The organism is Pseudomonas yamanorum, assembly GCF_013386765.1.
Classification (GTDB): Bacteria; Pseudomonadota; Gammaproteobacteria; order Pseudomonadales; family Pseudomonadaceae; genus Aquipseudomonas; species Aquipseudomonas yamanorum_A.
This window is the reverse complement of sequence record NZ_JACARE010000017.1, coordinates 346,474-370,324: the sequence shown is the minus strand read 5'-3', so window position 1 is coordinate 370,324 and position 23,851 is coordinate 346,474. Positions and strand designations below refer to the sequence as shown.

Below are 23,851 nucleotides of genomic sequence, written 5' to 3'. Positions count from 1 at the left end.
CTCCCACAATTAGTTCTGTGTTTGGTTGACGATCACGGTGCAGGTGATACCCGCCGCCAACAGCACACCCTCCGGCACTTCATCGATGTGAATCCGCACCGGCACCCGCTGGGCCAGGCGCACCCAGTTGAACGTCGGGTTCACATCGGCGATCAGCTCGCGGCTCTCCGGGTTGTCGCGGTCGTAGATCCCGCGCGAGATGCTTTCCACGTGGCCCTTGAGGGTTTCGCCGCTCATCAGTTGCATGTCGGCTGTATCACCGACTTTGACGTGGGGCAGCTTGGTCTCCTCAAAGAAGCCGTACACCCAGAACGAGTTCATATCCACCACCGCCATCTTGGCCTCGCCGATGCGCGCGTAGTCGCCTCGGTGCACGTTGAGGTTGGTGACGTAGCCGTCCACCGCCGCCAGCACCTGGGTGCGTTTGAGGTTCAGCTCGGCCGCTTCCAGTTGCGCCAGCGCATGTTGGTAATCCGCCAGGGCCGAGTCGGCGATGTTGCTGGCGTCGTCACGGTTTTCCTTGGAGATCACCAGGGCATCGAGGTCGGCGCGGCGGTGGGCGTTGACCTTGCGCATTTCCCAGGTGGCCTTGCGGGACGCCACCAGCGATTGCGCCTGCTTGACGGCTATCTGGTAGTGCTCGGGGTCGATCTGCATCAGCAGGTCACCCTTCTTCACCAGTTGGTTGTCACGCACCGGGACATTGACCACCTCGCCGGTGACGTCAGCGGCGACGTTGATGATGTCGGCGCGCACCCGGCCATCGCGGGTCCAGGGAGTTTCCATGTAATGCACCCACAACGTGCGGCCAATCCAGATCGCCAGGGCCAGTACCAGCAAGGTCGCGAGCAGGCTGAAAAACTTTTTCATCGGGGCATTCTCAACGGTAGACGGTCAACGCCAGGGCGCCGAACAAGCAAGCGAACAGGCTCAGGCGCAGCAACGCCGGGTGCCAGAAAAAACGGTACAGGTCGAAGCCGGCCAGGAACCGGTCCAGGGCCCAGGCCAACCCCGCCGCGATCAGAAACATCAGGGTCATGGTGGGCATGTACACGCCGTGGAAGGCGATTTCACGAGGCATGAGCGGGTCCTTCAGGCTTGAGGGCAGCCAGGGGTGATTGCGGGTCCAGCAATGAGGTGCGGATAAAGTGCAGGTAGCTTTTCACCCGGCGCAGGGCCGAGGTGTCGAAGTGCGGGGCGAAGGGTTCGTCGGTGGCCTGCACCCGGCTGATGGCATGGTCCACGGCGACCAGGCTGCGTTCCAGATTGCTGGCGCTGGGTTGCAGGAACAGCCGCACCAATGAGCGGCCCATCACCCGGATCGCCTGGCGCCACGGCTGGGATTCGGCATACGCCGGGTGCACCGGCAGGATTGCCTGCTCCTTGCGCAACTCGATGATCGCGTGGCCGACTTCCAGCACCACGAACATCCAGCGCAGCAGATTGCGTTGCACCTGCGGCTGCCCGGCGGCGAAGCCGTAGGCCTGGTGCAGCAGGTCGCGGGTGCGGCTTTCGAAACCCGACGCCAGGCCCTTGAGCTTGCCGCTGATGGCGAACACTACTTGCTCGCGCAAATCCTGCTCCAGCCGTCGCCACAACCAGCGGCTGTTGGGCGGCAGGATGATTGCCCCCGCCGCCGCACACACCAGCATGCCGATGACCATCGCGATGTAGTCGTTGATGAAGGTGTAGGGGTTGTAGATCGTGAGGTTGTCCGGCACCGAGCCGGTGCTGAAGAAGATCAGCAACCCGACGCCGACTCCCGCGTATTGTGGGCGCGAGGCCAGGAACGAGCCGAAGATGATCACCGGCGCGAGCATCACGCACAGCAGCGGGAACCCATCGATCCAGGGGAACACGAAGAACATCTCGACAAAGCCCACCAGCGCCCCGATCAAGGTGCCGCAGGCCATTTGAAACGCCATGCGCTTGGGGTTCGGCGTGGCGGCGGACAAGCCCACCGTCGCGGCGGCAATCAGGGTCATGGTGGCGCCGCTGGGCCAGGCGGTGGCCACCCAGTAACTGCCGAGCACGATCAGGATAAATGACGCACGAATCCCCGAGGCGGCGCAGGCCAGCCAGTTGGTTTTCGGGGTGTAGGGCTCGTCCCAGTGTTCGCGCTCGTGGCTGTGGTCGGCCAGGGACGCATGGGTTTGCGCGTAGCTGTGCAACTCGTCGACGAAGCGGTACAGCAGCTCGTAGGCGGTGTGAAAATCCAGCTGCTCGGCGTCACTGGGCGCGCTTTCCTGAAAGCTCGCCCGCAGGCTGCGCACCTTGGCGGGCAGGCCTTCCTTGTAGGCGGTGAGTTGGCTGACCAGGCGCGCCGCGTCGGGGCTGGTGAGCGCCCGGCCTGAGAAGCCGTCGAGCAATTCCGCGAGGTCTTGCAGGCCTGGCTTGATAGCGGCCACCACGTGATCGGCCTCTTGGCTGCGCAGGCGTTCCAGCAGTTGGTGCAAGGCATTGAAGCGGGTAGTGATGCCCATGAACTCGCTGTTCAACCGCGTCAGCCGGCCATTGCGCCGACGCATGTGCGGGTCTTCGAACACGGTGATGCTGCGCAGCCCTTCCAGGCCCACGGCTTCGGCGATAAAACGCACGTTGCTGCGTTCAAACCCTTCGCGCTCGCTGCGACCGCGCAGGCCGTCGGTGACAAATAACGCGAACACACCGAAGCGTTGGTACAGGGCGTTGCGCATCGCAGCGCTGGCGGTTTGCGGCAGGATCGCGGCACTGACCAGCGTGGAGCAGACAATCCCCAACGAGATTTCCAGGACCCGCCACACCGCCGCCATAAAGGCGCCATCCGGATGGGCCAGGGCCGGCAAGCCAACCATCGCCGCGGTGTAGCCGGCCAGCACAAACCCGTAGGCGCGAAAGTTGCGGTTCCGGGTCGCGCCAGCAGTGCAGATGCCGACCCAGATCGCCAGCGAACCGAGGAACAGTTCTGTGTTCTGCGCGAACAACGCGATCAGAAACACCATCACCGCCGAGCCCGCCAGGGTGCCGAGGAAGCGGTAGAAACTCTTGGCGAATACCTGCCCGCTTTGCGGCTGCATCACAATAAATACGGTGATCATCGCGGTGCGCGGCTGCGGCAACTCCAGGCGCATGGCCAGCCACAGCGTCAGGAAGGCCGCGATCAGTACCTTGAAGATATACACCCAGGTCACGCCATCACTGCGTGCCCAGTCGAAAAAACCACGGCGCCACTCAAGGGCGTGCAACCAGCGCAGCGGTGCAGGCAAGGGAGTCATTGCGTCCTACTCAGTGATCAAACACGGCGAGGGCCGCCGGGGTCTTGCTCGGGAGAGTCTTGCTGTCTTGCGGCACATCGCTGCCGGCGCCGAGGCCACCGCCCAACGCGGTCACCAGTTCGGCGTGGGCACTCAGGCGCGCGGCCTGGACCTGTTGCTGCACCTGCTGCTGGCGGAACAACAGGCTCTGGGCGTTCAGCACGTTGAGGTAGTCGGTGAGGCCGCGCTGGTAGGCGATCATCGCGATGTCATAGGTTTTCTGCGCCGAGGCTACGGATTCGGCGGCGAACGCCTGCTGCTTGTCCATCGACTCGCGGCGGATCAACTGGTCGCTGATGCCCTTGAGCGCATTGACCAGGGTCTGGTTGTAGTGCGCGACGGCGATGTCGTAGCCGGCGCTGGCTTCACCCAACTGTGAGCGCAGTCGGCCACCGTCGAAGATCGGCAGGCTGATGGCCGGGCCGGCGGTGTAGTTGAGCTTTTTGCCCGTGAGGAAACTGAGCATCCCGCCGCCGGTGGCGACGTAGCCGAGGCTGCCCACCAGGTCGACGTTGGGGTAGAAACCGGCGTGGGCCACATCAATGCCACGGGCCTGGGCCGCCACCTGCCAGCGGCTGGCAACCACGTCCGGGCGCTGGCCGAGCAGTTCGGCGGGCAAGCTCGACGGCAATTTCAGGGGTGCCGCGAGGGACAAGGTCGGCCGCTGCAATTGCGCGCCCGCCCCCGGCCCCTTGCCCGCCAGCGCAGCCAACTGGTTGCGGCTCAGGGCGATGGCTTCATCCAGGGCGTCCAGTTGCCGGTGGGTTTCCGGCAACGGCGTCTCGGCCTGGCTGACTTCGAAGTGGGTGCCGATCCCGCCATTCAGGCGCTTTTGCGCAAGGTCGAGGATCTGTTGCTGCTGGGCCAGGGTCGCGGCCACGATGTCGCGCTGGGCGAAGTGCAACGACAACTGGATATAGGCGCGCACCACGTTGCTCTGCAATTCAAGCTGTGCCTGGCGGGCTTCGGCGGCGCTCATGTGGGCCATGTCCACGGCACGCTCGGTGGCATTGCTTTCGCGGCCCCAGAGGTCGAGGGCGTAGCTCAAGCCCAGGGACGCGTTGTTGTCCCAGGTGGTGGAATTGTCCAGCGCGCCCGGGCCATAGAATTGGTCGCTGGGCCAGTTGTGCCGCTTGAGCGTGGCGTCGCCATTGACCTGCAACGACTCGGCCGACTCGGCGATGCCGGCCATGGCCCGGGCTTCCCGCACGCGAGCGGCGGCCATGGCCATGCTCGGGCTGCCTTGCACGGCGAGGTCGATCCAGTGGTTGAGTTGCGGGTCGTCGTAGGCTTGCCACCATTGCGCGGTGGGCCAGTGAGCGTCCTGGGCAGCGGTTTTGATCGCTTCGTCGGTGGCCAATGTGTTGGCGGCGAGTGCCTGCCCTTTGGGGGCAATTCCTCCGGTTCCGATGCAGCCGCTGATTGCTAACGATAAGGCCCAAACACTGAGAGTCTTCAGCTCTCTGCTGATGCGACGCGGCACTGCTGCGAATTCCTGAGAGGGTGTTGCGGGGAAGGTGGCGCAATTCTAAGGGGCGGGCCGGATGGCGATAAGGTGGGATTCTTGTGAATCTTTATTACCGTTCAGGCGATAATCCGTTCGTAGGTTCATTATTCGCTCTGCAAAAAAAAGAAACTTCGTGTCACAATTTGCCATCTCCCAGAGAGCACCCCATGGACACTTTGCAAAACATGCGCGCCTTCAGTTGTGTGGCCGAAGCCGGCAGCTTCACCGCCGCCGCCGTGCAACTGGACACCACCACTGCCAACGTCTCGCGCGCGGTCTCCAACCTTGAGGCCCATCTGCAAACCCGTTTGCTCAACCGCACCACCCGCCGCATCGCCCTGACCGAGGCCGGCAAGCGCTATTTGCTGCGTTGCGAGCAGATCCTGGCCTACGTCGAAGAAGCCGAGGCCGAAGCCAGCGACGCCCACGCCCGCCCCGCCGGCCAGCTGAAAGTGCACACCATGACCGGCATCGGCCAGCACTTTGTGATCGATGCGATTGCCCGCTACCGCCGCACCCACCCGGACGTGACCTTTGACCTGACCATGGCCAACCGCGTGCCAGACTTGCTGGACGAGGGCTACGACGTGTCCATCGTGCTCGCCAGCGAGCTGCCGGATTCGGGGTTTGTCTCGCAACGCCTGGGGATAACTTACAGCATCGCCTGTGCCTCGCCGGCTTACGTCAAGGCCAACGGCTGCGCGCAACGGCCCAGCGACCTGCTCAACCACGCGTGCCTGCGCCTGGTCAGCCCGGTGATCCAGCTGGATAAATGGTCGTTCAACGGGCCCGAAGGTCAGGAAAGTGTGGCGATCAACAGCTCACCGTTCCTGGTGAACTCGGCGGATGCGATGAAAACCGCGATCACCAGCGGCATGGGTGTTGGCCTGTTGCCGGTGTATGCGGCGATTGAAGGGCTGCGCAACGGCACGCTGGTGCGGGTGATGCCCAACTATCGCTCCCAGGAACTCAACCTGTACGCCATCTACCCGTCGCGCCAGTACCTGGATGCAAAGATCAAGACGTGGGTGGAATACCTGCGCAGCTCCTTGCCGGAGATCATGGCCGCGCATCAGGCGGAACTGGCAGCTTATGAGCTAAGTGGCAGTTTGGGCGGGGTACGCCTGAGTAACTGAGGGTGGTCAGCCGCTACACCGGCAGCGTAATGCCAAAGGTGTTGCCGCCGGCCTCGCTGCGCACAAACACATCCCCGCCGTGCATCAGCGCGATCGCCTTGACGATCGCCAGCCCCAATCCGTGATTCGCCCCGCTATTGCTGCGGGACGCGTCCACCCGATAGAACCGTTCGAACAACCGAGGCAGATGCTCGCTGGCAATCTCATCGCCCGGGTTGGTCACCCCGATCGCCACGTGATCCTCCAGCACTTCGATCTTCACCTCGATCACCTGCCCCGGGGCCGTGTGCTGCACCGCATTGCTCAACAGGTTGATCAGCGCCCGGCGCAGATGCGCCTTCTCGATCTGCACCTGGGCATCGCCGCTCACCCGCACCTGCACCTGGGCGTCTTCGAGGATGAAGTCCAGGTAATCCAGGGTGGTTGCCACTTCATCCGCCAGTGAACTGGTGATCAGCTTGGTGGCCTTGCTGCCCTGGTCGGCGCTGGCCAGAAACAGCATGTCGTTGATGATCGAACGCAGCCGCTCCAGCTCTTCGAGGTTCGATTGCAGCACCTCGAAATAATGCTCGGCCGAACGCCCGCGGGTCAGCGCCACCTGGGTCTGGCCAATCAGGTTGGTCAACGGCGAGCGCAGCTCATGGGCCACGTCGGCGTTGAACGACTCCAGGCGCGAGTACGCTTGCTCCACCCGGTCGAGGGTCGAGTTGAAGGAATTGACGAACTGCTTCAGCTCCGGCGGCAACGGTGACAATTGCAGGCGCCCGGAGAGTTTCGGCGGTGCGAGTTTTTGCGCTTCATCCGACAGTTTGATCAGCGGCTTGAGGCCAATACGCGCCACCCAGAACCCCAGCAGCGAGGCCAATACCACGCCGACAAATGCCAGGCCGATCAGCGCCACCAGCAGTTGATGCTGGGTGGCGCGGAAATTCTCGGTGTCGACGGCGATCATGAAGCGCAGCGGCGGGCGCTGGTCCTTGGCCGGGAACTGGCTGACCAGCACTTTGAACGGATGATGATGGCCTGGCAGGTGCAAATCACGCTTGCCGGTCGGGCCTTCGGCGAAGGCACGAATCTGCGCGTCCGGGTTGCCATATTCGTAGGTGGGGTCGCTACTCACCACCCAGAAACGGATGCGCTTGTCTTCCTCACCCAACAGCTTGAGCTTGGCGGTGATCTTGGCCCAATGGTCCGGCGTACCAAAGCGATTCACCGAGGACTCCAGCACGCTGTAACGCGCATCCAGCTCGGCACCGGGCAGCAAGCCCAGGCCTTTGTCCACCTGCTGGTACAGCGCGCCGCCGATCAACAGGAAGATCAGCAGCGCCACCAGGGTGAACATGCCGCTCAGGCGCAGGGCGATCGAGTTAGCCGACACTGCGGTTCTCCAGCACGTAACCCATGCCGCGAATGGTGTGCAGCAGTTTCTGTTCGAACGGCCCGTCGAGCTTGGCCCGCAGGCGTTTGATCGCCACTTCCACCACGTTGGCGTCGCTGTCGAAATTGATGTCCCAGACCATTTCCGCAATCGAGGTCTTGGACAGGATTTCACCCTGGCGCCGGGCCAAAACGCTGAGCAGCGAGAACTCCTTGGCGGTCAGGTCCAGGCGAACCCCGTTGCGACTGGCCTTGCGGCTGATCAGGTCGATCCACAGGTCGGCGATGGTCACCTGCACCGGCTCGTGCCCGCCGCTGCGGCGGGTCAGGGCCTGCAGGCGTGCCACCAGTTCGAGGAACGAGAACGGCTTGCCGAGGTAATCGTCCGCCCCTTCGCGCAGGCCGCGGATGCGGTCTTCCACGCGCTCGCGGGCGGTGAGCATGATCACCGGCGTCTGCTTGCGCGCTCGCAGCGCGCGCAATACGCCAAAGCCATCCAGGCCGGGCAGCATCACGTCGAGCACGATCACCGCGTAATCGTTCTCCAGGGCCAGGTGCAAACCTTCGACGCCTTCACGGGCGACGTCGACGGTGTAGCCCTGCTCCGTCAGCCCGCGGTGCAGGTAGTCGGCGGTTTTTTCTTCGTCTTCAATAATCAGTACACGCATGAGCCTTTTGTTCCAGGACGGGGCCTCAGCCTCAGTGTGTGGTTGCCAGCTGGGGAGCTGGTTTGGGTCTGTGGAAAAACTTCTCGAGGTACAAGTATATGACCGGCGTGGTGAACAGCGTCAGCGCCTGGCTCACCAGCAACCCGCCCACCACCGCGATACCCAGCGGCTGGCGCATTTCCGCACCCGGCCCGGAGCCCAGCATCAGCGGCACCGCACCCAGCAGCGCGGCCAGGGTAGTCATGATGATCGGCCGGAACCGCGTGACACACGCCTCATAAATCGCCTCCTCGGGCGGCAGCCCGCGCACGCGCTGGGCGTCCAGGGCGAAGTCGATCATCAGGATACCGTTCTTCTTCACGATACCGATCAGCAGCACCAGGCCGATCAGGGCCATGATCGAAAAGTCCTGGCCCATCAATGACAACATGATCAGCGCCCCCAACCCCGCCGACGGCAAGGTGGAGATGATCGTCAGCGGGTGCACGAAGCTCTCGTACAGCACGCCCAGGATAATGTAGACCGCTACCAGTGCCGCGAGGATCAGCCAGGGCTGGCTGGCCAACGAACTCTGGAATGCCTGGGCCGCGCCCTGGAAGTTGCCGATGATGGTGGTCGGCATGCCGATTTCATTCTTGGCCTGGTTGAGCATGATCACCGCATCCCCCAACGCGACGCCCGGCGCCAGGTTGAACGACAGGTTGGCCGCCGGGAACATGCCGTCATGGCTGATGGACAACGGCCCGACCGTAGGCGGGTCGACCTTGGCCAGGGCCGACAGCGGCACCATCTCGTTGGTCAGCGGCGAGCGCAGGTAGAAGTAGTTCAGGCTTTCGGCCTTGCCGCGTTGCTGGGTGTCCAGTTCCAGCACCACCTGGTACTGGTTGATCTCGGTCTGGAATTCGTTGATCTGGCGCTGGCCGAAGGCGTCGTACAGCGCCTGGTCCACATCGGTGGCGGTGAGGCCAAACCGCGCGGCGGCCTGACGGTCGATGCTGATGTGGGTGATGCTGCCACCCAGCTGCAAGTCGTTGGACAGGTCGCGGAACGCCGGGTTGGCCCGCAGTTTTTCGGTGAGGCGCTGGGTCCAGGTATTCAGCGTGGGGCCGTCATTGCTCTTGAGCACGTACTGGTACTGGGCGCGGCTGGGGCCGGAGCTTAAGTTGATGTCCTGGCCGGCACGCAGGTACAGGACGATGCCCGGCACTTTCGCCAGTTTCGGCCGGATGCGGTCGATAAACTGGCTGGCCGACACGTCGCGATCCCCGCGATCTTTCAAGGCGATCCAGAACCGGCCGTTGGCGATGGTCTGGTTGCTGCCGGTCACGCCCACCGAATGGGAAAACGCTTCCACCGCCGGGTCGTCCTTGACGATCTCGGCGAGGGCCTTGTGCTTGGCGACCATGTCCGGGAACGACACGTCGGCCGCCGCTTCACTGGTGCCAAGGACGAAGCCGGTGTCTTGTACGGGGAAAAAGCCCTTGGGGATAAACACGTAGCCGACCACGGCCAGGGCCAGGGTCACCATGAAGATCGCAGCCATGGTGCGTTGGTGGGCCAGGGCGCGGCGCAGATTGCGCGCATAACCGGCCAGCAGGCGTTCACTGAAGCCGGGCTTGTCGTGGGCGTGATGGGTCGGGGCGCGCATGAACAACGCGGCCAGGGTCGGCGCCAGGGTCAGCGAGACCACCACCGAAATCAGGATGGTCGAGGTGGCCGTCAGCGCAAACTCCTTGAACAACCGCCCCACCACACCGCCCATGAACAGCAGCGGGATAAATGCCGCCACCAGCGAGAAGCTGATGGACACCACGGTAAAGCCGATTTCTCCTGCGCCCTTGATCGCGGCCTCGCGTTTGTCGAGGCCCGCCTCCAGGTGGCGGTGAATGTTCTCCACCACCACGATGGCATCGTCCACCACAAACCCCACGGCGATCACGATCGCCACCAGGGTCAGGTTGTTCAAGCTGAAACCCATCAGGTACATCAAGGCAAAACTGGCTACCAACGACACGCCGAGCACGCTGGACACAATCAACGTGGCGGACAACTGGCGCAGGAACAACGCCATCACCGCCACCACCAGCAGGATCGCGATCAGCAGGGTCACTTCCACTTCATGCAGGGACGCGCGGATGGTCTTGGTGCGGTCGGTCAACACGCTGACCTGCACCGAGGCCGGCAGCATGGCTTGCAGGCGTGGCAGCTCGGATTGAATGCGGTCCACGGTCTCGACGATGTTCGCACCGGGCTGGCGGGAGATCACCAGGTTGACCCCGGGCGTGTCGCCGGACCAGGCCTGCACGTAGGCGTTTTCCGAACCGTTGATAACTTTGGCGATGTCGCGCAGTTGCACCGGTGCCCCGTTCTTGTAGGACACGATCAACTGGGCGTAGTCATCAGGATGAAACAGCTGGTCGTTGGTCGACAGGGTCGACACGCTGTTCTCGCCGTAGATCGCACCCTTGGCCAGGTTGAGGCTCGATTGCTGGATCGCCAGGCGCACGTCCGCCAGGGTCAGGCCGATGGCCGCGAGCTTGTCGGGCGATGCCTGCACCCGGATGGCCGGGCGTTGCTGGCCGGTGATGTTGATCTGGCCGACGCCGTCGATCTGGCTGATCTGACGGGCCAGCAGGGTTTCCACGTAGTCGCTCAGCTCGGTGCTGGGCATGCTGTCGGAGCTGACGCTGAGGATCAGTACCGGGCTGTCCGCCGGGTTGACCTTCTTCCAGGTCGGCAGGCTGGGCATGTCACTGGGCAGCTTGCCGGACGCGGTGTTGATCGCCGCCTGCACCTCTTGCGCGGCGGTGTCGATGCTCTTGTTGAGGGTGAACTGCAGGGTCAGGAGGCTGGAGCCCAAGGCACTGCTGGAGGTCATCTGGGTCATGCCGGGGATGGCGCTGAATTGCACCTCCAGCGGGGTGGCCACGGATGAAGCCATGGTGTCCGGGCTGGCGCCGGGCAACGTGGCGCTGACCTGGATCGTCGGAAATTCCGCTTCCGGCAGTGGGGCGATGGCCAGACGCGGGAAGGCAATCATCCCGAGCAACACCAGGGCGAAGGTCAACAGCAAGGTGGCGACCGGGTGGTCGACGCACCAGGCCGACGGCGAACGACTGCCACTCATGGCTGCACCTTGGCATCAACGGTCTGGATCACCTGCGGCGGTTCCTTGAGCACATCCACCTGAGCGCCGGCCTTGAGCCGCGACTGGCCGTCGCTAACCAGTACATCACCGGCCTGCACGCCTTCGAGGATGTTCACGTCGCTGTCCTGATACACCACCTGCACCGGCACGATGTCGACCTTGTCACCGTTGACCCGGTACACAAAGTGCGAGTCCAGGCCGCGCTGCACCACGGTGACCGGCACCACCAGCGCGTTCTTGTGCAGGGCGGTCTGGATGCGGATCGTCACCAGTTGCCCCGGCCAGAGTTTTTGCGCGCCGTTGCTGAACTCGGCCTTGGCGCGGATGGTGCCGGTGGTGCTGCGGATCTGGTTGTCGATCAGGCTGAGGCGGCCTTCACCGAGCAGGTCGCCGGTCTGGCCGTCGGTGTCGGCGCCCATGTAGGCGTTGACGTCGGCGGGCAGTTGCGCGGCGATCAGGCCTTGCAGGGTCGGCAGCATTTGTTGCGGCAGGGAGAATTCCACGGCAATCGGGTCGATCTGGGTCACGGAGAACAAGCCCTGGGTGTCGCTCATGCGCAGGAAGTTGCCTTCATCCACGGTGCGAATCCCGACACGGCCGGTCACCGGCGAACGAATCTGGGTGTACGAAAGCTGCACCTGGGCCGAGTCGATGGCGGCCTGGTTGCCTTGGGCCGTGGCCTTGAGCTGGTTGACCAGGGCTTGCTGCTGGTCATAAGTCTGCTTGGACACGCCGTCGTCGATGCTCAGTTCCTTGTAGCGCTTGAGGTTGACCAGCGCGACCTGCAGTTGCGCCTGGCTTTCCCCCAGTTGCGCCTTGGCCTGGTCCAGGCTGGCGCGGATCGAGCGGTCGTCAATGGTCGCGAGCAGGTCGCCGGCCTTCACCAGTTGACCTTCCTTGACCAGCAATTTGGTGAGAATGCCGTCGATCTGCGGGCGAATCACCACACTGTGCAACGACAGCACCGAGCCGATGCCGCTGACAAAACGCGGGATGTCCTGCTCCTTGACGCTGATCACCCGCACCGGGATCGCCGTGGGCGCGGTCAGTTTGGTCTTGGCCGGGCGGGTCACCACCCAGGCGACAACGGCCAGTACCACGAGGACGCCCACGATCAAGGCAGGTTTTCGTTGAATGTGCATGGGGTGAGGCGCCAGGGCAAAGGATCGGAAGAATGAAGGTTCTTTATAGCCCGCCAACCGGGTCAGCAAAGTGACTGCTAACTGACAGCGCCGTCAGTAAAGTCCGACCATTCGTACGAGCAGTGGTTAAAGATCCGAGGCGCGCAGGTATACTGCGCAGCGGTGTGGCCTGCAAGTCGGGCCCGCGTCATTTTCAGTACTCCCCGGAGCCACCATGAATTCCCCGACACAACCCGCTGTTGAAGCGGTCGACATCGACCCACAGGCCAACCCTGACAGCGTCGAAGGCGAAACCAAGGCCGAGATCCCGGCATTCAAGTTTCCGTTCAAGCCGGGCGAACTGGCCGGAGCGAAAAACGCCGGCCAGCCGTGGTACAAAAACGGCGCCAAGAACGGCCACACCAAGAGCCCGGGCATGGCGCCTCCCGGCACCCGTCGTTCGATGGGCAAGCGCTGAGCGGTAATAATTCCCTCGCAATGGCGAGCCGTGCCTACAACATTTACTGAAGTTTCGCCTTGTAGGCCTGCGTCCAATTCTTGAAAGCTTGCACGACCCTACCTTGCCCCGGTTCTTTCTCACGGGGCTGGGCGTGGTGACGCTGGTTTTCCGGAAAAGGACGTTCCCGTGGTTCCTATACGTACCTGTATTGCGCTGTGCTTGTCGCTGATAGGCGGTGTGTTCTCCATCGACGCGGCCGGCGATCAACCACGGCGTGAAATTCGCTTCGCCGTCGCTGCGCAATTCCCCCCCTTCCAAAGCCGCAATCAGCACGGCCAGCTTGTCGGACTCAACATCGAATTGGGCAACGCCCTGTGCATACAGCTCAATGTGCGGTGTATCTGGGTCGACCAAGTGCTGGTGGAAGACTTTCCCGCCCTTGAAGCCCGGCAATTCGACGCGATCATGGGCATGGCCCCTACGTCCAGACGGCGCCAGCAGGTGAACTTCACCGCTGACCTGTATCCGATCAACACGCGCCTGGTGGCCCACAGAACATCCGGTTTGAAGCCCACTGCACGGTCGCTGAAGGGCAAGCGCGTGGGAGTATTGGTGGGCAGCAACCGCGAAGCCTTTGCCCTGTCGAAGTGGGCGCCGAAGGGCGTAATCATCAAGGGGTTCTGGCGCAATGACGAACTGGTCCACAGCCTGCTGGCACGTGACATCGATGCCACATTGCAAGGCATGGTGGAAATCCGCGAGGCGCTGCTCGACACCGCCGAGGGCCAGGACTTCGACTTCCTCGGCCCCGCCGTCTCCGCCGAACTGCTGGGCAGCGGCGTGGCGATTGCGCTGCGCAAGCCCGACATCAGCTTGCGCAATGAACTCAACGATGCCCTTGAACAGCTGATGCAGAATGGCGAATACCAGCGCATCGTCCGCCCCTACCGTCTTGACGCACTGCCCGCCAGGCCGTAATGGCCAATTAATTGCTCAGAACGTGAGCTGGATCAGTATTTGCCCAACCGGTGCGCTTAGAGTCGACGCCCTGCCGACTCCACCAACAATCACGAGCGCGCGTTTCCATGAAGATCAATCTGCCGGTCACCGGTCGAAATGTGGACTTTGCCCCCGACGCCAACATCCTCTCGACCACCGACCTGACCAGCGCAATTACCTACGCCAACCAGGACTTCATCGACATCAGCGGCTACACCCGTGAGGAGTTGCTGGGCGCGCCCCATAACCTGCTGCGCCACCCGGACATGCCACCGGCTGCGTTTACCCACATGTGGCAGGTGTTGAGGAGCGGCCGCTCGTGGATGGGCATGGTGAAGAATCGCTGCAGGAACGGTGATCATTACTGGGTGAGTGCCTATGCCACGCCGGTCACCCGGGACGGCGTGACGGTGGAGTATCAGTCGGTACGCACCAAGCCCGATGCGCGGCGGGTGCAACGGGCTGAACGCGCCTATACCCGCCTGCGCGACGGCACCCGCCGGGTGCTGCCCGTGGTGGGTGTGACGTTCAAATTGTCGGCCTGGGTGCTGGGAGCCTGCGCCGCCACCTGGGCATTGGGCTTTGGCCTGGCAACTTATCCGGTGATCTGGCAACTGCTGGCGGTCACGGCGGGATGCGCCGCAGGAGTGGCGGGTGTACACGGTTTATTGCGGCCCTTGGCACAGTTGAGCCAACGATCCCGGTTGATTGCCGACAACCCGCTGAGCCAGGCGATCTACACCGGACGCGAGGATGAGTTCGGGCGCATCGAGTTTGCCATGCAGATGCTGGAAGCCCAGGTGGGCGCAGTGGTGGGCCGTATTGGCGACGCCTCGCAACGCTTGTCCGGGCATGCCGCCGCCTTGGTGCAGCAACTGGACAGCAGCCACACCAGCAGCCTCGGCCAACAGACCCAGACGGATCAGGTCGCGGCCGCGATCAATCAAATGGCCGCCAGCGTGGCGCAAGTCGCCGAACACGCGTTGCAGGCCTCGAAAGCCGCCGACCAGGCCGGCAACGAGACCCGGGAAGGCCACCAACGGGTGGATGAAAGCCGCGACGCGGTGCTGCGCTTGTCCCAGGAACTGGCGCGGGCCACCGAAGTGATCCATCAACTGGAGAGCCACAGTGGCGACATCTCCGGGGTGCTGGAGGTGATCCGCGCGATTGCCGAACAGACCAACCTGCTGGCGCTCAATGCCGCCATCGAAGCCGCACGGGCCGGGGAACAGGGACGCGGGTTTGCCGTGGTGGCCGACGAAGTGCGCGGGCTGGCCCAGCGTACCCAGCAATCGACCAATGAGATCCAGCGCATGATCAGCACCCTGCAAGGCGGCGCCCGGGATGCGGTGCAAGCGATGGCGCAAAGCAGCCAGCATGTAGAGGCCAGTGTCGACCAGGCCCAGCGCGCCGCTGCCGCGCTGGACGGGATCAGCCAGCGGGTGACCCGGATTACCGCCATGAGCCAGCAGATTGCGGCGGCGGTGGAAGAGCAGAGCGCGGTGAGCGAAGACATCAACCGCAACATCATTGGCATTCGCAATGCCGGGGAAGTGACGGTGAGTGCAGGTCAGCAGAGCCAGCTCAGTTCAGGGGATGTAGCGGGGCTGGCGGATGACTTGCGGCGGTTGGCGGAGGAGTTCTGGGGCAAGCGGCGCTAGGCGCGGCATGAGCTGTTTTTGTGGTGAGGGAGCTTGCTGTGGTGAAGGAGCTTGCTGTGGCCAAGGAGCTTGCTGTGGCCAGGGGGCTTGCTGTGGCGAGGGAGCTTGCTCCCGCTGGAGTGCGTAGCGCTCCCAAGATTTTGGGGCCGCTGCGCAGCCCAGCGGGAGCAAGCTCCCTCGCCACAGCAAGCTCCCTGGCCACAGCAAGCTCCTTCACCACAACGCACATCGTTCCAACTCAAGCCGCGCGCAACGAGATAAACGCATAGTTGGCCGGCACCTCGGTAGCAATCCGGGCACCGGCATCCAGCAGCTGCTCGGCGATATCCATCCCGGACACATGGAACACCCACTCATTGGCCTGCACGGTCTCTTGCATGGCCAACTCGATCGCCTGGGCAAACAGCCCCATGTCCGGCAGGTACGCGGTAAAACCGTCGCCCTTGAGCGCCGTGGTATGAATGCCCAGTAACCCACACACCGCTTCCTTGGCCTGAATATCGTCGCGGTCGGCCTGGCGTGAACGGCTGATCAACTCGGCCAGTTCCTTGTCCATCAACTCGCCGCCGACGATCAGTGCCGGCCCCTGCTCCCAGGATTCCGGCGGGCAGTCCTTGGCGCCCGGGTTCAACGGGATATGCGGGTTGATCTCCATCGGGTAGATACGGCACACCAGCGGCCGCCTCTCATAGATGCGGCAGCGGTTGTCTTCGTCAAGATTCCGGCAGCGCCCGGCGTTATAGGCAGCAAAGGTGATTGCCACATACGCCTCGGTATTGCCGCTGGGCACGATGGCGGAACGGCGCTGTGCGTGCTCGCGCTGCAACTCGGGCAGCCCCAGGCCACTGCCCAGGAAACCTTCCACCAGCACGATGACATTACCGCCGTCAGCCGCCCAGCTGCGGGCTTCTTCAAGGGTCAGGGGGACGTGGTGGTCGGTGCAGCACTTGCCGCAACCAACGCAGGAAAAGTGGGTATTCATGGAGGATCTGTCACCAGGCAAGGTCAGAAGGCACTCATGAACGGTGGCGGGTTTTTGCCTCTGCTCACCGTTCGCCTTCGTACGAAGCAAGTTATGCGCCAGCGCCCTCAGTCCTCGGGGACAAGATCGCGCAGCACAAACACCATGCCCGCACGTTCATACAGGTGCCGGGCCCGCAGGTTGGACTCCAGCACCTTGAGGTCGACGAACGCCTCGCCGCGCTGTTTGAACACCTGGAAGGTGTGCAGCAGCAAGGCCCGGCCCAGCCCCATGCCTTGGGCGCACGGGTGAATGGCCAGGTTCTTGATGTAGGCGCTGGTCCAGCATTGCGACACCCCGAGGATGCCGCTGGCATTGCTGGCCACCAGGCACAACTTGGGGTCGAACTCGGCGTCGGTGACAAACTGCTGGCGCCAGTGCTCAAGGGAGCCGACACGTCCGCCGCCCTGTTCCTGGGCCAGGCTCAATACCGCGTGGATCGCCGGGGCCAGGGCCTCGTGGTAATGATCCAGCTGAATATCCGCCGGCCATTGCGGGGCGGGCAAACTGCCGGTGAGGTCCCGGCGTAGCAACTGGAAGTATTCACCCACCGGTCAGATGCCCTGTTGCGCCACAGTCTGGGCGGCGATCACCAGGCACTTGGTCAACTCCGGGGAGGAAAATTTGGTCAACACCGCATTGGCCCCGGCCAGGCGGGCTTTTTCGCTGTTCATCGCACTGTCCAGGGAGGTGTGCAGCAGCACGTAGAGGTCCTGGAAGTCCGGGGTTTCCCGCAGGGTACGGGTAAAGGCGTAACCGTCCATTTCGGACATCTCGATGTCTGAGACCACCACGTTGATCTGCTCGACAGTGCCTTGCAGCTCCAGCAACCGGTCGATCGCTTCCTTGGCGCTGCGGGCGGTGTGGCAGGTGAGGCCGAGGTTGCGCAGGGTGTGCACCGATTGCTGCAGGGCGACCTGGCTGTCGTCCACCACCAGGATTCGGGCGTTGCCCAGCACTTCGGCTTCTTCCATGGTCAGGTCGGTGGGCGCCGCTTCGATTTGCGCCGGGGCGATGCCGTGGATGACTTTTTCGATGTCCAGTACCTGCACCAGGGCGCCTTCCACCTGGGTCACGCCGGTGATAAACGAACGGGTGCCGCCAGAGCCAAACGGTGGCGGACGAATGTCGGTGGTCAGGCAGTGCACGATCTTGCTCACCGCTTGCACATGCAGGCCCTGCTTGGAGCGGCTTACATCGGTGACAATCAGGCAGCCGCCGTCCGGGTCTTGCAGGGGCATTTCCCCCAGCGCGCGGCTCAGGTCGATCACCGACAAGGCAGTGCCGCGCAAGGTGGCGATGCCTTTGACGTGGGGGTGCGACTCCGGCAGCTTGGTCAGCGGCGGGCAGGGAATGATTTCACTGACTTTCAGCAGGTTGATCGCCATCAGCTTGCCGCTGCGCAAGGTAAAGAGCAGAAGCGAGAGTGAGTCTGCGCGGGCTTTGGTGGTGGACATAAAAACCTTCTGTGGATCAGGGATAACGATCTATAGACCGTTATCGACTTGCACGCTGAAAACTGTAGGAGCGAGCTTGCTCGCGAAAAACCTGAGGGCACTGCGTTGATCCAGGCCGCCCGCGTTATCGTTGACGCTCTTCGCGAGCAAGCTCGCTCCTACAAAAAGCAGTGATCAGCCCTTCCACACCTGCGGGTTCACCAGATCCTGCGGACGCTGGCCCAACAAGGCACTGCGCAGGTTTTCCAGGGCGCGATTGGCCATGGCTTCGCGGGTTTCATTCGTGGCCGAGCCGATGTGCGGCAGGGTCACGGCGTTGCTCAACTGGAAAAGGGGCGACTCGGACAACGGCTCCTGCTCGTACACATCCAGGCCGGCGCCACGGATGGTCTGGTTCTGCAAGGCTTCGATCAGCGCCGGCTCATCCACCACCGGGCCACGGGAAATGTTCACCAGGATCGCACTGGATTTCATCAGGCCCAGTTCACGATGACTGATCAGGTGCCGGGTTTTCTCGCTCAACGGCACCACCAGGCAGACGAAGTCGGCTTCGGCCAGCAACTGGTCGAGGCTGCGGAACTGCGCGCCCAGCTCCTGTTCCAGCTCGGTCTTGCGGCTGTTGCCGCTGTAGAGAATCGGCATATTGAAACCCAGGCGACCACGGCGGGCGACGGCCGCGCCGATGTTGCCCATGCCGACAATGCCCAGGGTCTTGCCGTGTACGTCGCAGCCAAACAACGGCGCGCCGACACTGGCTTTCCACTGGCCGGCCTTGGTCCAGGCGTCCAGCTCGGCAACGCGGCGGGCGCTGCTCATCAGCAGGGCGAAGGCCAGGTCGGCGGTGCTTTCGGTGAGCACGTCGGGGGTGTTGGTGAGCATGATCCCGCGTTCATTGAAGTACGCCAGGTCGTAGTTGTCGTAGCCCACCGACACACTGGAGACCACTTCCAGCTTGCTCGCGCCTTCCAGTTGCGCACGGCCCAGTTTGCGGCCAACGCCGATCAGGCCGTGGGCATGGGGCAAAGCTTCGTTGAACTGGGCGTTGATGTCCCCAAGCTTCGGGTTGGGGGCGATCACATCGAAATCCTGTTGCAGGCGTTCGATCATTTCCGGGGTGACGCGGCTGAAGGCGAGGACAGTCTTTTTCATGGAAGGCGGGCTCATCGACTACGTGGGAATGGCAAGCACGCTAACATTCTTGCGTGGGCTTGTCAGGACGCGCCACACCCGCGAGCCCAGACTGTTGCGATTTGGGCAACAGTCATTATCTTGTTACACTCTGTATCGCACCGCTCACCTGCGCTAATTTGTCGCATCGATGAGCGCAGCGGTTAAGACCGACCCGCTCTCCCCCGATTTCCCTCGACTTATTTCCAGGGCTCTACACTGGGAATCCGTCTTAAAGCCGCTGAGTTCAGCGGCTTTTTTTTGCGCTGAAAAAAGGCCAGGAACCCCAACAACACTGGCCGGTTTCGATTGACCCAAAGGAGCTCCACCGGTGAAAACCTCGCTGACGTTCACCCCGTTATTCCTCGCGATTGCTGCAACGATCGTTCCCCTTGCCCACGCGGCAGACACCCCGGCCACCGACGGTTTCGTCGAAGGTGCAAGCTTCAAGATCAACACCCGCAACTACTACATGAACCGCGACCGTCGCGACATTCACACCGATGACAGCAAGGAATGGGGCCAGGGCATCATCGGGATCTTCGAATCCGGCTACACCCCGGGTACCGTCGGATTCGGCCTGGACGCCAACGCCATGCTCGGCCTCAAGCTCGACGGCGGCGGCGGCACCGACGGTTCCAGCATCCTGCCGGTGGGCTCCGGCAACGGCAAAGCCCCCGCCTCGTTCTCCACCGCCGGCGCCACCTTGAAAATGCGCGCCTTCGACACCGAGCTGAAAGCCGGCGACCTGTTCCTCAATAACCCGGTGATCGCCGGCGGCATGACCCGCATGCTGCCCCAGACCTTCCGCGGCGTGAGCCTGACCAACCACAGCCTGGATGGCTGGATGTTCGAAGGCGGCCAGGCCAGCTTCACCAAGCTCTACAACCAGAGCGGCCACCGGCGCATCGGCACCAGCTACGGCGCATTGCCCAATGGCGAAGACAGCCGGCACCTGGACTGGGCCGGCGTGTCCTTCAGCGGCGTGCCGGGGCTGACCAGCAACCTGTACGCGTCCGAACTCAAGGACATCTGGAACCAGTACTACTACGACCTGGACTACACCTGGCAGTTGAACGAACTGGTCAGCCTCAACCCGGGCCTGCACTACTATCACACCCAGGAAACCGGCAAGGCCCTGCTGGGCAACATCGACAACAACACCTACAGCCTGCATTTCACCGTGGGCGTGGGCCATCACAGCGTCACCGCCGCTTACCAGCGGGTCAACGGCAACACCCCGTTCGACTACATCAGCCAGGGCGATAGCATCTACCTGGATAACTCCCAGCAATACTCCGACTTCAACGGCCCCAACGAACGCTCGTGGAAGCTCAAGTACGCCTACGACTTTGTCGGGCTGGGCCTGCCGGGCCTGACCTCGGCCGTGTCGTACATCAGCGGCAAGACCGACCTGACCACGGTCGACCCGGACAGCCGCGGCTATTCCTCCTGGTACAGCGCCGACGGCAAGAACGCCAAGCACTGGGAGCGCGACATCGACCTCAAGTACGTGGTGCAAGGTGGCAAGGCCAAGGATTTGGCCGTGCGCCTGCAATGGGCGACCAATCGCGGCGGTAATGGCTACGCGGCCGTGGATCGGGACGTGGATGAATACCGGGTGATCGTCGACTACCCGATTGACGTTTTTTAACCTTCGGGCTTTCTTTTAGCGGCGGCGACTTTTTTTTCACAACATGGAACTAAACTGCCAGCATCTTGAGTGCCGAAGCCAGTCCCATGAGTCAACGCCGCACCTTCACCCAGCCTGCACGCCCGGAGCTTTTGCTGATTCTGGGCAGTGGGCTCACCGTCATCCTGATCGTAATCATCGTTGCCATACTGCTGATTCGCGAACACGCCAGCGCACTGCTGACGGCCCAGCGCTCCACCACCAACATCACCCAGTTGATCAACGCCGATGTGTTGCGCAACGTCGAACTCTACGACCTGGCCCTGAACGGCCTGATCACCGCAACCACCCGCCATGATCTGCCCCAAGTGTCGGCCGAAATCCTGCATATGGTGCAGTTCGACCAGTCCACGGCCGCCCCTTTCAAAGGCGAAGTCCTGCTGCTGGACAAGAACGGCGCCGTCACCGCCGACTCCTCCACCCTGGCGCCCACGCCGCGCAATTTCGCCAATCGCGACTATTTCCAGGTGCACCAGCAGAACCCCGACGCGGGATTGTTCATCAGCCGCCCCTTCAAGATTCGATGCGACTGCGATCAGGTCTGGCGTATTGCGTTCAGCCGCCGGATACCCGGGCCCAACGGCGAGTTTGCCGGAGTGGCGGTGGCGACCATGCGCCTGGCGTACTTCGACCAGTTGTTCAACCGCCTCACCATCGGCAGCGGCAGCACCATCAACCTGCTGAACAACGACGGCATTCTGTTGGCCCAGCAGCCCCTGCTCGAAAAAGACATGATCAACAAGGACCTGAGCACGCGACCGAACTTCAAAAGAATGCTGCGTGAAGGCAGTGGCAGTTTCAGCGGCGTCTCCTCCACCACCGGCACGCAACGCCTTTACACGTTCACCAATGTCGGCGCGCTGCCGCTGATTGTGGTGGTGGCGCTGTCCAGCGATGACGTGTTCGCCGCCTGGAAGCGCGCCGCCCTGCTGATCAGCGGCGCCACCGGCGTGCTGTGTGCAGGCCTGCTGTGGCTGACCTGGATGCTGCGCCTGGAACTGCGCCGTCGTTATCGCGCCGAAAAGGTCTTGTCGGAACTGGCAGCCACCGACGCCCTCACCGGCCTGGCCAACCGTCGCACCCTCGACCAGCGCCTGCGCCTGGAATGGGAGCGTGCGCAACGCTCCGGCGAGCCGCTGGCCTTGCTGATGATCGACGTCGACCACTTCAAGGCCTTCAACGACCGCCATGGCCACCAGGGCGGTGACGAAGCCTTGCGCCACGTGGCCCAGGTCATCGGCAGCAACATTCGCCGCCCTGCCGACCTGGCCGCGCGTTACGGCGGCGAAGAGTTCGCGGTGGTCCTGCCGGACACCGACGGCGACGGCGCCAATACCATCGCCGAACACATCCGCAGCGCGGTGGAGCACTTGCCGCCTGCGGACGGAGACGCACTGTCGGTCACCGTCAGCATCGGCCTCAGTACCTGGGACAAACGCAGCCGTGGCTCGCTGGAAGCGCTGTTGCTGAGTGCCGACCGGGCGCTGTATGAAGCCAAGCACTCCGGGCGCAACCGCATCGTTCACAGTCAGGCCACATGAGCCGTTATCAGCAACTACGCTAAGGGCATCCTCGAAGCAGAAGTACGCCCGATGAGCCCAAGCACCACCCGCCCGCCCCGCCCTACCCACCGCCCGGAGCGTCTGCTGATTATCGGCAGTTGCGTCACGGTGCTGCTGATCCTGCTGGTGGTCGCGGGGTTGCTGATTCGCGAACACACCAACACGTTGCAGACTGCCCAGCGTACGGCCAATAACATCACGCAACTGATCGATGCCGACGTGCTGCGTAACGTCGAGCTGTACGACTTATCGATCAAAGGCCTGATCGCAGCCACCGAACGCACGGATCTGGCCGGTGTATCGGCCAGCATTCGTCACCTGGTGCTGTTCGACCGCTCGGAAGCCGCGCCGTACAAGGGCGATATCCTGCTGCTGGACAAGAACGGCGAGGTGATTGCCGACTCTTCGCTGCTGACGCCCATCGCCGCCAATTTTGCCGACCGTGACTACTTTCAGGCCCACAGGAAGAACCCCGACCTGGGCCTGTTCATCAGCCGGCCCTTCGTCGCGCGCTGCGTGTGTGACGACCAATGGCGCATCGCGTTCAGCCGCCGGGTTTCCGGGCCCGACGGGCGATTCCTGGGAGTTGCCGTGGCCTCCATGCGCCTGTCGTATTTCCAGCAACTGTTTCGAAGCCTGAATATCGGCAACGACAGCACCATCAACCTGATCAACCAGCAAGGCATCCTGCTGGCTCAACAGCCGTTGCTGGAACGGGACATGATCGACAAGGACCTCAGCCAGCGCCCGAACGTGGCGCGCATACTCCACGAGCGTGACGGCAGCTTTCGTGGCGACTCCAGCGTGGATAAGGAGAACCGCCTCTACACGTTCTCGACCGTGGGGGATTTGCCACTGATTGTCGTGGTTGCCCTGTCCACCAACGACATATTCGCCCCCTGGAAGCGTGCGGCACTGGTGATCAGCGGTGCCACCGGGATTTTGTGCATCGGCCTGCTGTGGCTGACCTGGATGCTCTGCATGGAGCTGCGCCGGCGCCACCGTGCCGAGCAGGTGCTGTCAGAACTGGCAGCCACCGATGCCCTGACAGGCCTGGCCAACCGTCGCACCCTGGACCATCGCCTGCGCCTGGAATGGGACCGCGCCCAGCGTTCAGGCGAACCATTGACCGTGCTGATGATTGATGTGGACCACTTCAAGGCCTTCAATGACCGGCATGGCCATCAAGGTGGTGACGAGGCATTGCGCACGGTGGCGCAGGTGGTCGAGGGCAATATCCGCCGCCCGGCCGACCTTGCGGCCCGTTATGGCGGTGAAGAGTTTGCAGTGGTGCTGCCGCACACCGACAGCCAGGGTGCGTTGTTGATTGCCGAACATATCCGCAGCAGCGTCGAGCACCTGCCACGGGTGGGAGGGGATACGGTGCCGATTACCGTCAGCATTGGCCTCAGTACCTGGACCAGGCGCAGCCGTACCACCCTGGAAGAATTGCTGCTCAGCGCCGATCAGGCGTTGTACGAAGCCAAGCACACCGGGCGCAACCGCATCATTGATGCAAAAACCCTGGCATAAAAAAAGGCCACCCGAAGGCAGCCTTTAAAAACAAAAGGAAAGAGAGTT

At 63.0% G+C, this 23,851-nt stretch carries 18 protein-coding genes and 3 pseudogenes; 8 read left to right on the top strand and 13 right to left on the bottom strand.

Going from position 1 to position 23,851, the window contains the following annotated elements; all coding sequences use genetic code 11:
- Positions 1–9 precede the first annotated feature (9 nt).
- Genes HX875_RS13190 through HX875_RS13175 form a run of 4 tightly spaced genes read right to left on the bottom strand, consistent with a single transcriptional unit; the run spans position 10 to position 4,776 of the window.
- Positions 10–870: an efflux RND transporter periplasmic adaptor subunit gene (locus tag HX875_RS13190; RefSeq protein WP_177043496.1), complete on the bottom strand. Its 861-nt coding sequence runs from the start codon at positions 868–870 to the stop codon at positions 10–12.
- A 10-nt stretch (positions 871–880) separates the two neighbouring features.
- Positions 881–1,081 (bottom strand): DUF1656 domain-containing protein, encoded by a 201-nt coding sequence (locus HX875_RS13185; protein WP_003216262.1) that lies wholly within the window; start codon positions 1,079–1,081, stop codon positions 881–883.
- Positions 1,071–3,254, bottom strand: a complete 2,184-nt coding sequence (locus HX875_RS13180; protein ID WP_177043495.1) for an FUSC family protein — start codon at positions 3,252–3,254, stop codon at positions 1,071–1,073. The genes HX875_RS13185 and HX875_RS13180 overlap by 11 nt, the downstream gene beginning before the upstream one ends.
- A gap of 10 nt (positions 3,255–3,264) precedes the next feature.
- Positions 3,265–4,776 carry an efflux transporter outer membrane subunit gene (locus HX875_RS13175; RefSeq protein WP_177043494.1) on the bottom strand — a complete coding sequence of 504 codons (1,512 nt, stop codon included), beginning with the start codon at positions 4,774–4,776 and terminating at the stop codon, positions 3,265–3,267.
- A 191-nt stretch (positions 4,777–4,967) separates the two neighbouring features.
- Between HX875_RS13175 and HX875_RS13170 the strand changes: the two genes are divergently transcribed.
- Positions 4,968–5,936 carry a LysR family transcriptional regulator gene (locus tag HX875_RS13170; RefSeq protein WP_003216257.1) on the top strand — a complete coding sequence of 323 codons (969 nt, stop codon included), beginning with the start codon at positions 4,968–4,970 and terminating at the stop codon, positions 5,934–5,936.
- Between the two features lie 13 nt (positions 5,937–5,949).
- On the opposite strand, the gene HX875_RS13165 is transcribed toward HX875_RS13170, so the two are convergent.
- The 4 genes from HX875_RS13165 to HX875_RS13150 are packed head-to-tail and all read right to left on the bottom strand — an operon-like array spanning position 5,950 to position 12,271.
- Positions 5,950–7,314 (bottom strand): heavy metal sensor histidine kinase, encoded by a 1,365-nt coding sequence (locus HX875_RS13165; protein ID WP_177043493.1) that lies wholly within the window; start codon positions 7,312–7,314, stop codon positions 5,950–5,952.
- Complete coding sequence (locus tag HX875_RS13160) at positions 7,304–7,981, bottom strand: heavy metal response regulator transcription factor (protein ID WP_003216255.1); 678 nt, start codon at positions 7,979–7,981, stop codon at positions 7,304–7,306. The genes HX875_RS13165 and HX875_RS13160 overlap by 11 nt, the downstream gene beginning before the upstream one ends.
- A 31-nt stretch (positions 7,982–8,012) precedes the next feature.
- Entirely contained in the window at positions 8,013–11,108 is a 3,096-nt protein-coding gene (locus HX875_RS13155) for a multidrug efflux RND transporter permease subunit (protein ID WP_177043492.1), read from the bottom strand.
- The gene (locus HX875_RS13150; RefSeq protein WP_177043491.1) at positions 11,105–12,271 is read right to left on the bottom strand and encodes an efflux RND transporter periplasmic adaptor subunit; all 1,167 of its coding nucleotides are present in this window, start codon (positions 12,269–12,271) and stop codon (positions 11,105–11,107) included. The genes HX875_RS13155 and HX875_RS13150 overlap by 4 nt, the downstream gene beginning before the upstream one ends.
- 214 nt (positions 12,272–12,485) lie before the next feature.
- On the opposite strand from HX875_RS13150, the gene HX875_RS13145 reads away from it, so the two are divergent.
- The 4 genes and pseudogenes from HX875_RS13145 to HX875_RS33140 all read left to right on the top strand — a co-directional run.
- A complete protein-coding gene (locus tag HX875_RS13145) occupies positions 12,486–12,728 on the top strand; it encodes a hypothetical protein (RefSeq protein ID WP_177043490.1) in 243 nt (80 codons plus the stop codon).
- Positions 12,729–12,896: 168 nt separating this feature from the next.
- Positions 12,897–13,688: a transporter substrate-binding domain-containing protein gene (locus tag HX875_RS13140; RefSeq protein WP_177043489.1), complete on the top strand. Its 792-nt coding sequence runs from the start codon at positions 12,897–12,899 to the stop codon at positions 13,686–13,688.
- A gap of 107 nt (positions 13,689–13,795) precedes the next feature.
- Positions 13,796–14,077, top strand: a pseudogene (locus tag HX875_RS33145) (PAS domain-containing protein); the annotation flags it as partial.
- A gap of 297 nt (positions 14,078–14,374) precedes the next feature.
- A pseudogene (locus tag HX875_RS33140) lies at positions 14,375–15,370 on the top strand (methyl-accepting chemotaxis protein); the annotation flags it as partial.
- A gap of 238 nt (positions 15,371–15,608) precedes the next feature.
- Here the strand turns inward: HX875_RS33140 and HX875_RS13130 are convergent.
- The 5 genes and pseudogenes from HX875_RS13130 to HX875_RS13115 all read right to left on the bottom strand — a co-directional run bounded on the left by HX875_RS13130 (position 15,609) and on the right by HX875_RS13115 (position 18,997).
- Complete coding sequence (locus tag HX875_RS13130; RefSeq protein WP_177043487.1) at positions 15,609–16,352, bottom strand: YkgJ family cysteine cluster protein; 744 nt, start codon at positions 16,350–16,352, stop codon at positions 15,609–15,611.
- 107 nt (positions 16,353–16,459) lie between these two features.
- Positions 16,460–16,942 carry a GNAT family N-acetyltransferase gene (locus HX875_RS13125; RefSeq protein WP_177043486.1) on the bottom strand — a complete coding sequence of 161 codons (483 nt, stop codon included), beginning with the start codon at positions 16,940–16,942 and terminating at the stop codon, positions 16,460–16,462.
- Between the two features lie 3 nt (positions 16,943–16,945).
- The gene (locus HX875_RS13120; protein ID WP_177043485.1) at positions 16,946–17,848 is read right to left on the bottom strand and encodes a chemotaxis protein CheV; all 903 of its coding nucleotides are present in this window, start codon (positions 17,846–17,848) and stop codon (positions 16,946–16,948) included.
- Between the two features lie 51 nt (positions 17,849–17,899).
- Positions 17,900–17,998: pseudogene (locus tag HX875_RS32745) on the bottom strand (outer membrane lipoprotein carrier protein LolA); the annotation flags it as partial.
- A gap of 24 nt (positions 17,999–18,022) precedes the next feature.
- Positions 18,023–18,997, bottom strand: a complete 975-nt coding sequence (locus HX875_RS13115; RefSeq protein WP_177043484.1) for a 2-hydroxyacid dehydrogenase — start codon at positions 18,995–18,997, stop codon at positions 18,023–18,025.
- 349 nt (positions 18,998–19,346) lie between these two features.
- Here HX875_RS13115 and HX875_RS13110 point away from each other — a divergent pair, with 349 nt between their 5' ends.
- From HX875_RS13110 to HX875_RS13100, 3 genes are all read left to right on the top strand, one after another.
- Positions 19,347–20,669: an OprD family porin gene (locus HX875_RS13110; RefSeq protein WP_177043483.1), complete on the top strand. Its 1,323-nt coding sequence runs from the start codon at positions 19,347–19,349 to the stop codon at positions 20,667–20,669.
- Positions 20,670–20,755: 86 nt separating this feature from the next.
- A complete protein-coding gene (locus HX875_RS13105; RefSeq protein WP_177043482.1) occupies positions 20,756–22,249 on the top strand; it encodes a sensor domain-containing diguanylate cyclase in 1,494 nt (497 codons plus the stop codon).
- Between the two features lie 51 nt (positions 22,250–22,300).
- Entirely contained in the window at positions 22,301–23,803 is a 1,503-nt protein-coding gene (locus HX875_RS13100; protein ID WP_177043481.1) for a diguanylate cyclase, read from the top strand.
- Positions 23,804–23,851 lie beyond the last annotated feature (48 nt).

Bases quoted from the DNA above. Each gene is read 5' to 3' on its own strand.
- HX875_RS13190 (WP_177043496.1), bottom strand. From the start codon at position 870: ATGAAAAAGTTTTTCAGCCTGCTCGCGACCTTGCTGGTACTGGCCCTG.
- HX875_RS13180 (WP_177043495.1), bottom strand. From the start codon at position 3,254: ATGACTCCCTTGCCTGCACCGCTGCGCTGGTTGCACGCCCTTGAGTGG.
- HX875_RS13145 (WP_177043490.1), top strand. From the start codon at position 12,486: ATGAATTCCCCGACACAACCCGCTGTTGAAGCGGTCGACATCGACCCA.
- HX875_RS13115 (WP_177043484.1), bottom strand. From the start codon at position 18,997: ATGAAAAAGACTGTCCTCGCCTTCAGCCGCGTCACCCCGGAAATGATC.
- HX875_RS13105 (WP_177043482.1), top strand. From the start codon at position 20,756: ATGAGTCAACGCCGCACCTTCACCCAGCCTGCACGCCCGGAGCTTTTG.
- HX875_RS13155 (WP_177043492.1), bottom strand. From the start codon at position 11,108: ATGAGTGGCAGTCGTTCGCCGTCGGCCTGGTGCGTCGACCACCCGGTC.
- HX875_RS13170 (WP_003216257.1), top strand. From the start codon at position 4,968: ATGGACACTTTGCAAAACATGCGCGCCTTCAGTTGTGTGGCCGAAGCC.
- HX875_RS13130 (WP_177043487.1), bottom strand. From the start codon at position 16,352: ATGAATACCCACTTTTCCTGCGTTGGTTGCGGCAAGTGCTGCACCGAC.
- HX875_RS13120 (WP_177043485.1), bottom strand. From the start codon at position 17,848: ATGTCCACCACCAAAGCCCGCGCAGACTCACTCTCGCTTCTGCTCTTT.
- HX875_RS13150 (WP_177043491.1), bottom strand. From the start codon at position 12,271: ATGCACATTCAACGAAAACCTGCCTTGATCGTGGGCGTCCTCGTGGTA.
- HX875_RS13100 (WP_177043481.1), top strand. From the start codon at position 22,301: ATGAGCCCAAGCACCACCCGCCCGCCCCGCCCTACCCACCGCCCGGAG.
- HX875_RS13160 (WP_003216255.1), bottom strand. From the start codon at position 7,981: ATGCGTGTACTGATTATTGAAGACGAAGAAAAAACCGCCGACTACCTG.
- HX875_RS13185 (WP_003216262.1), bottom strand. From the start codon at position 1,081: ATGCCTCGTGAAATCGCCTTCCACGGCGTGTACATGCCCACCATGACC.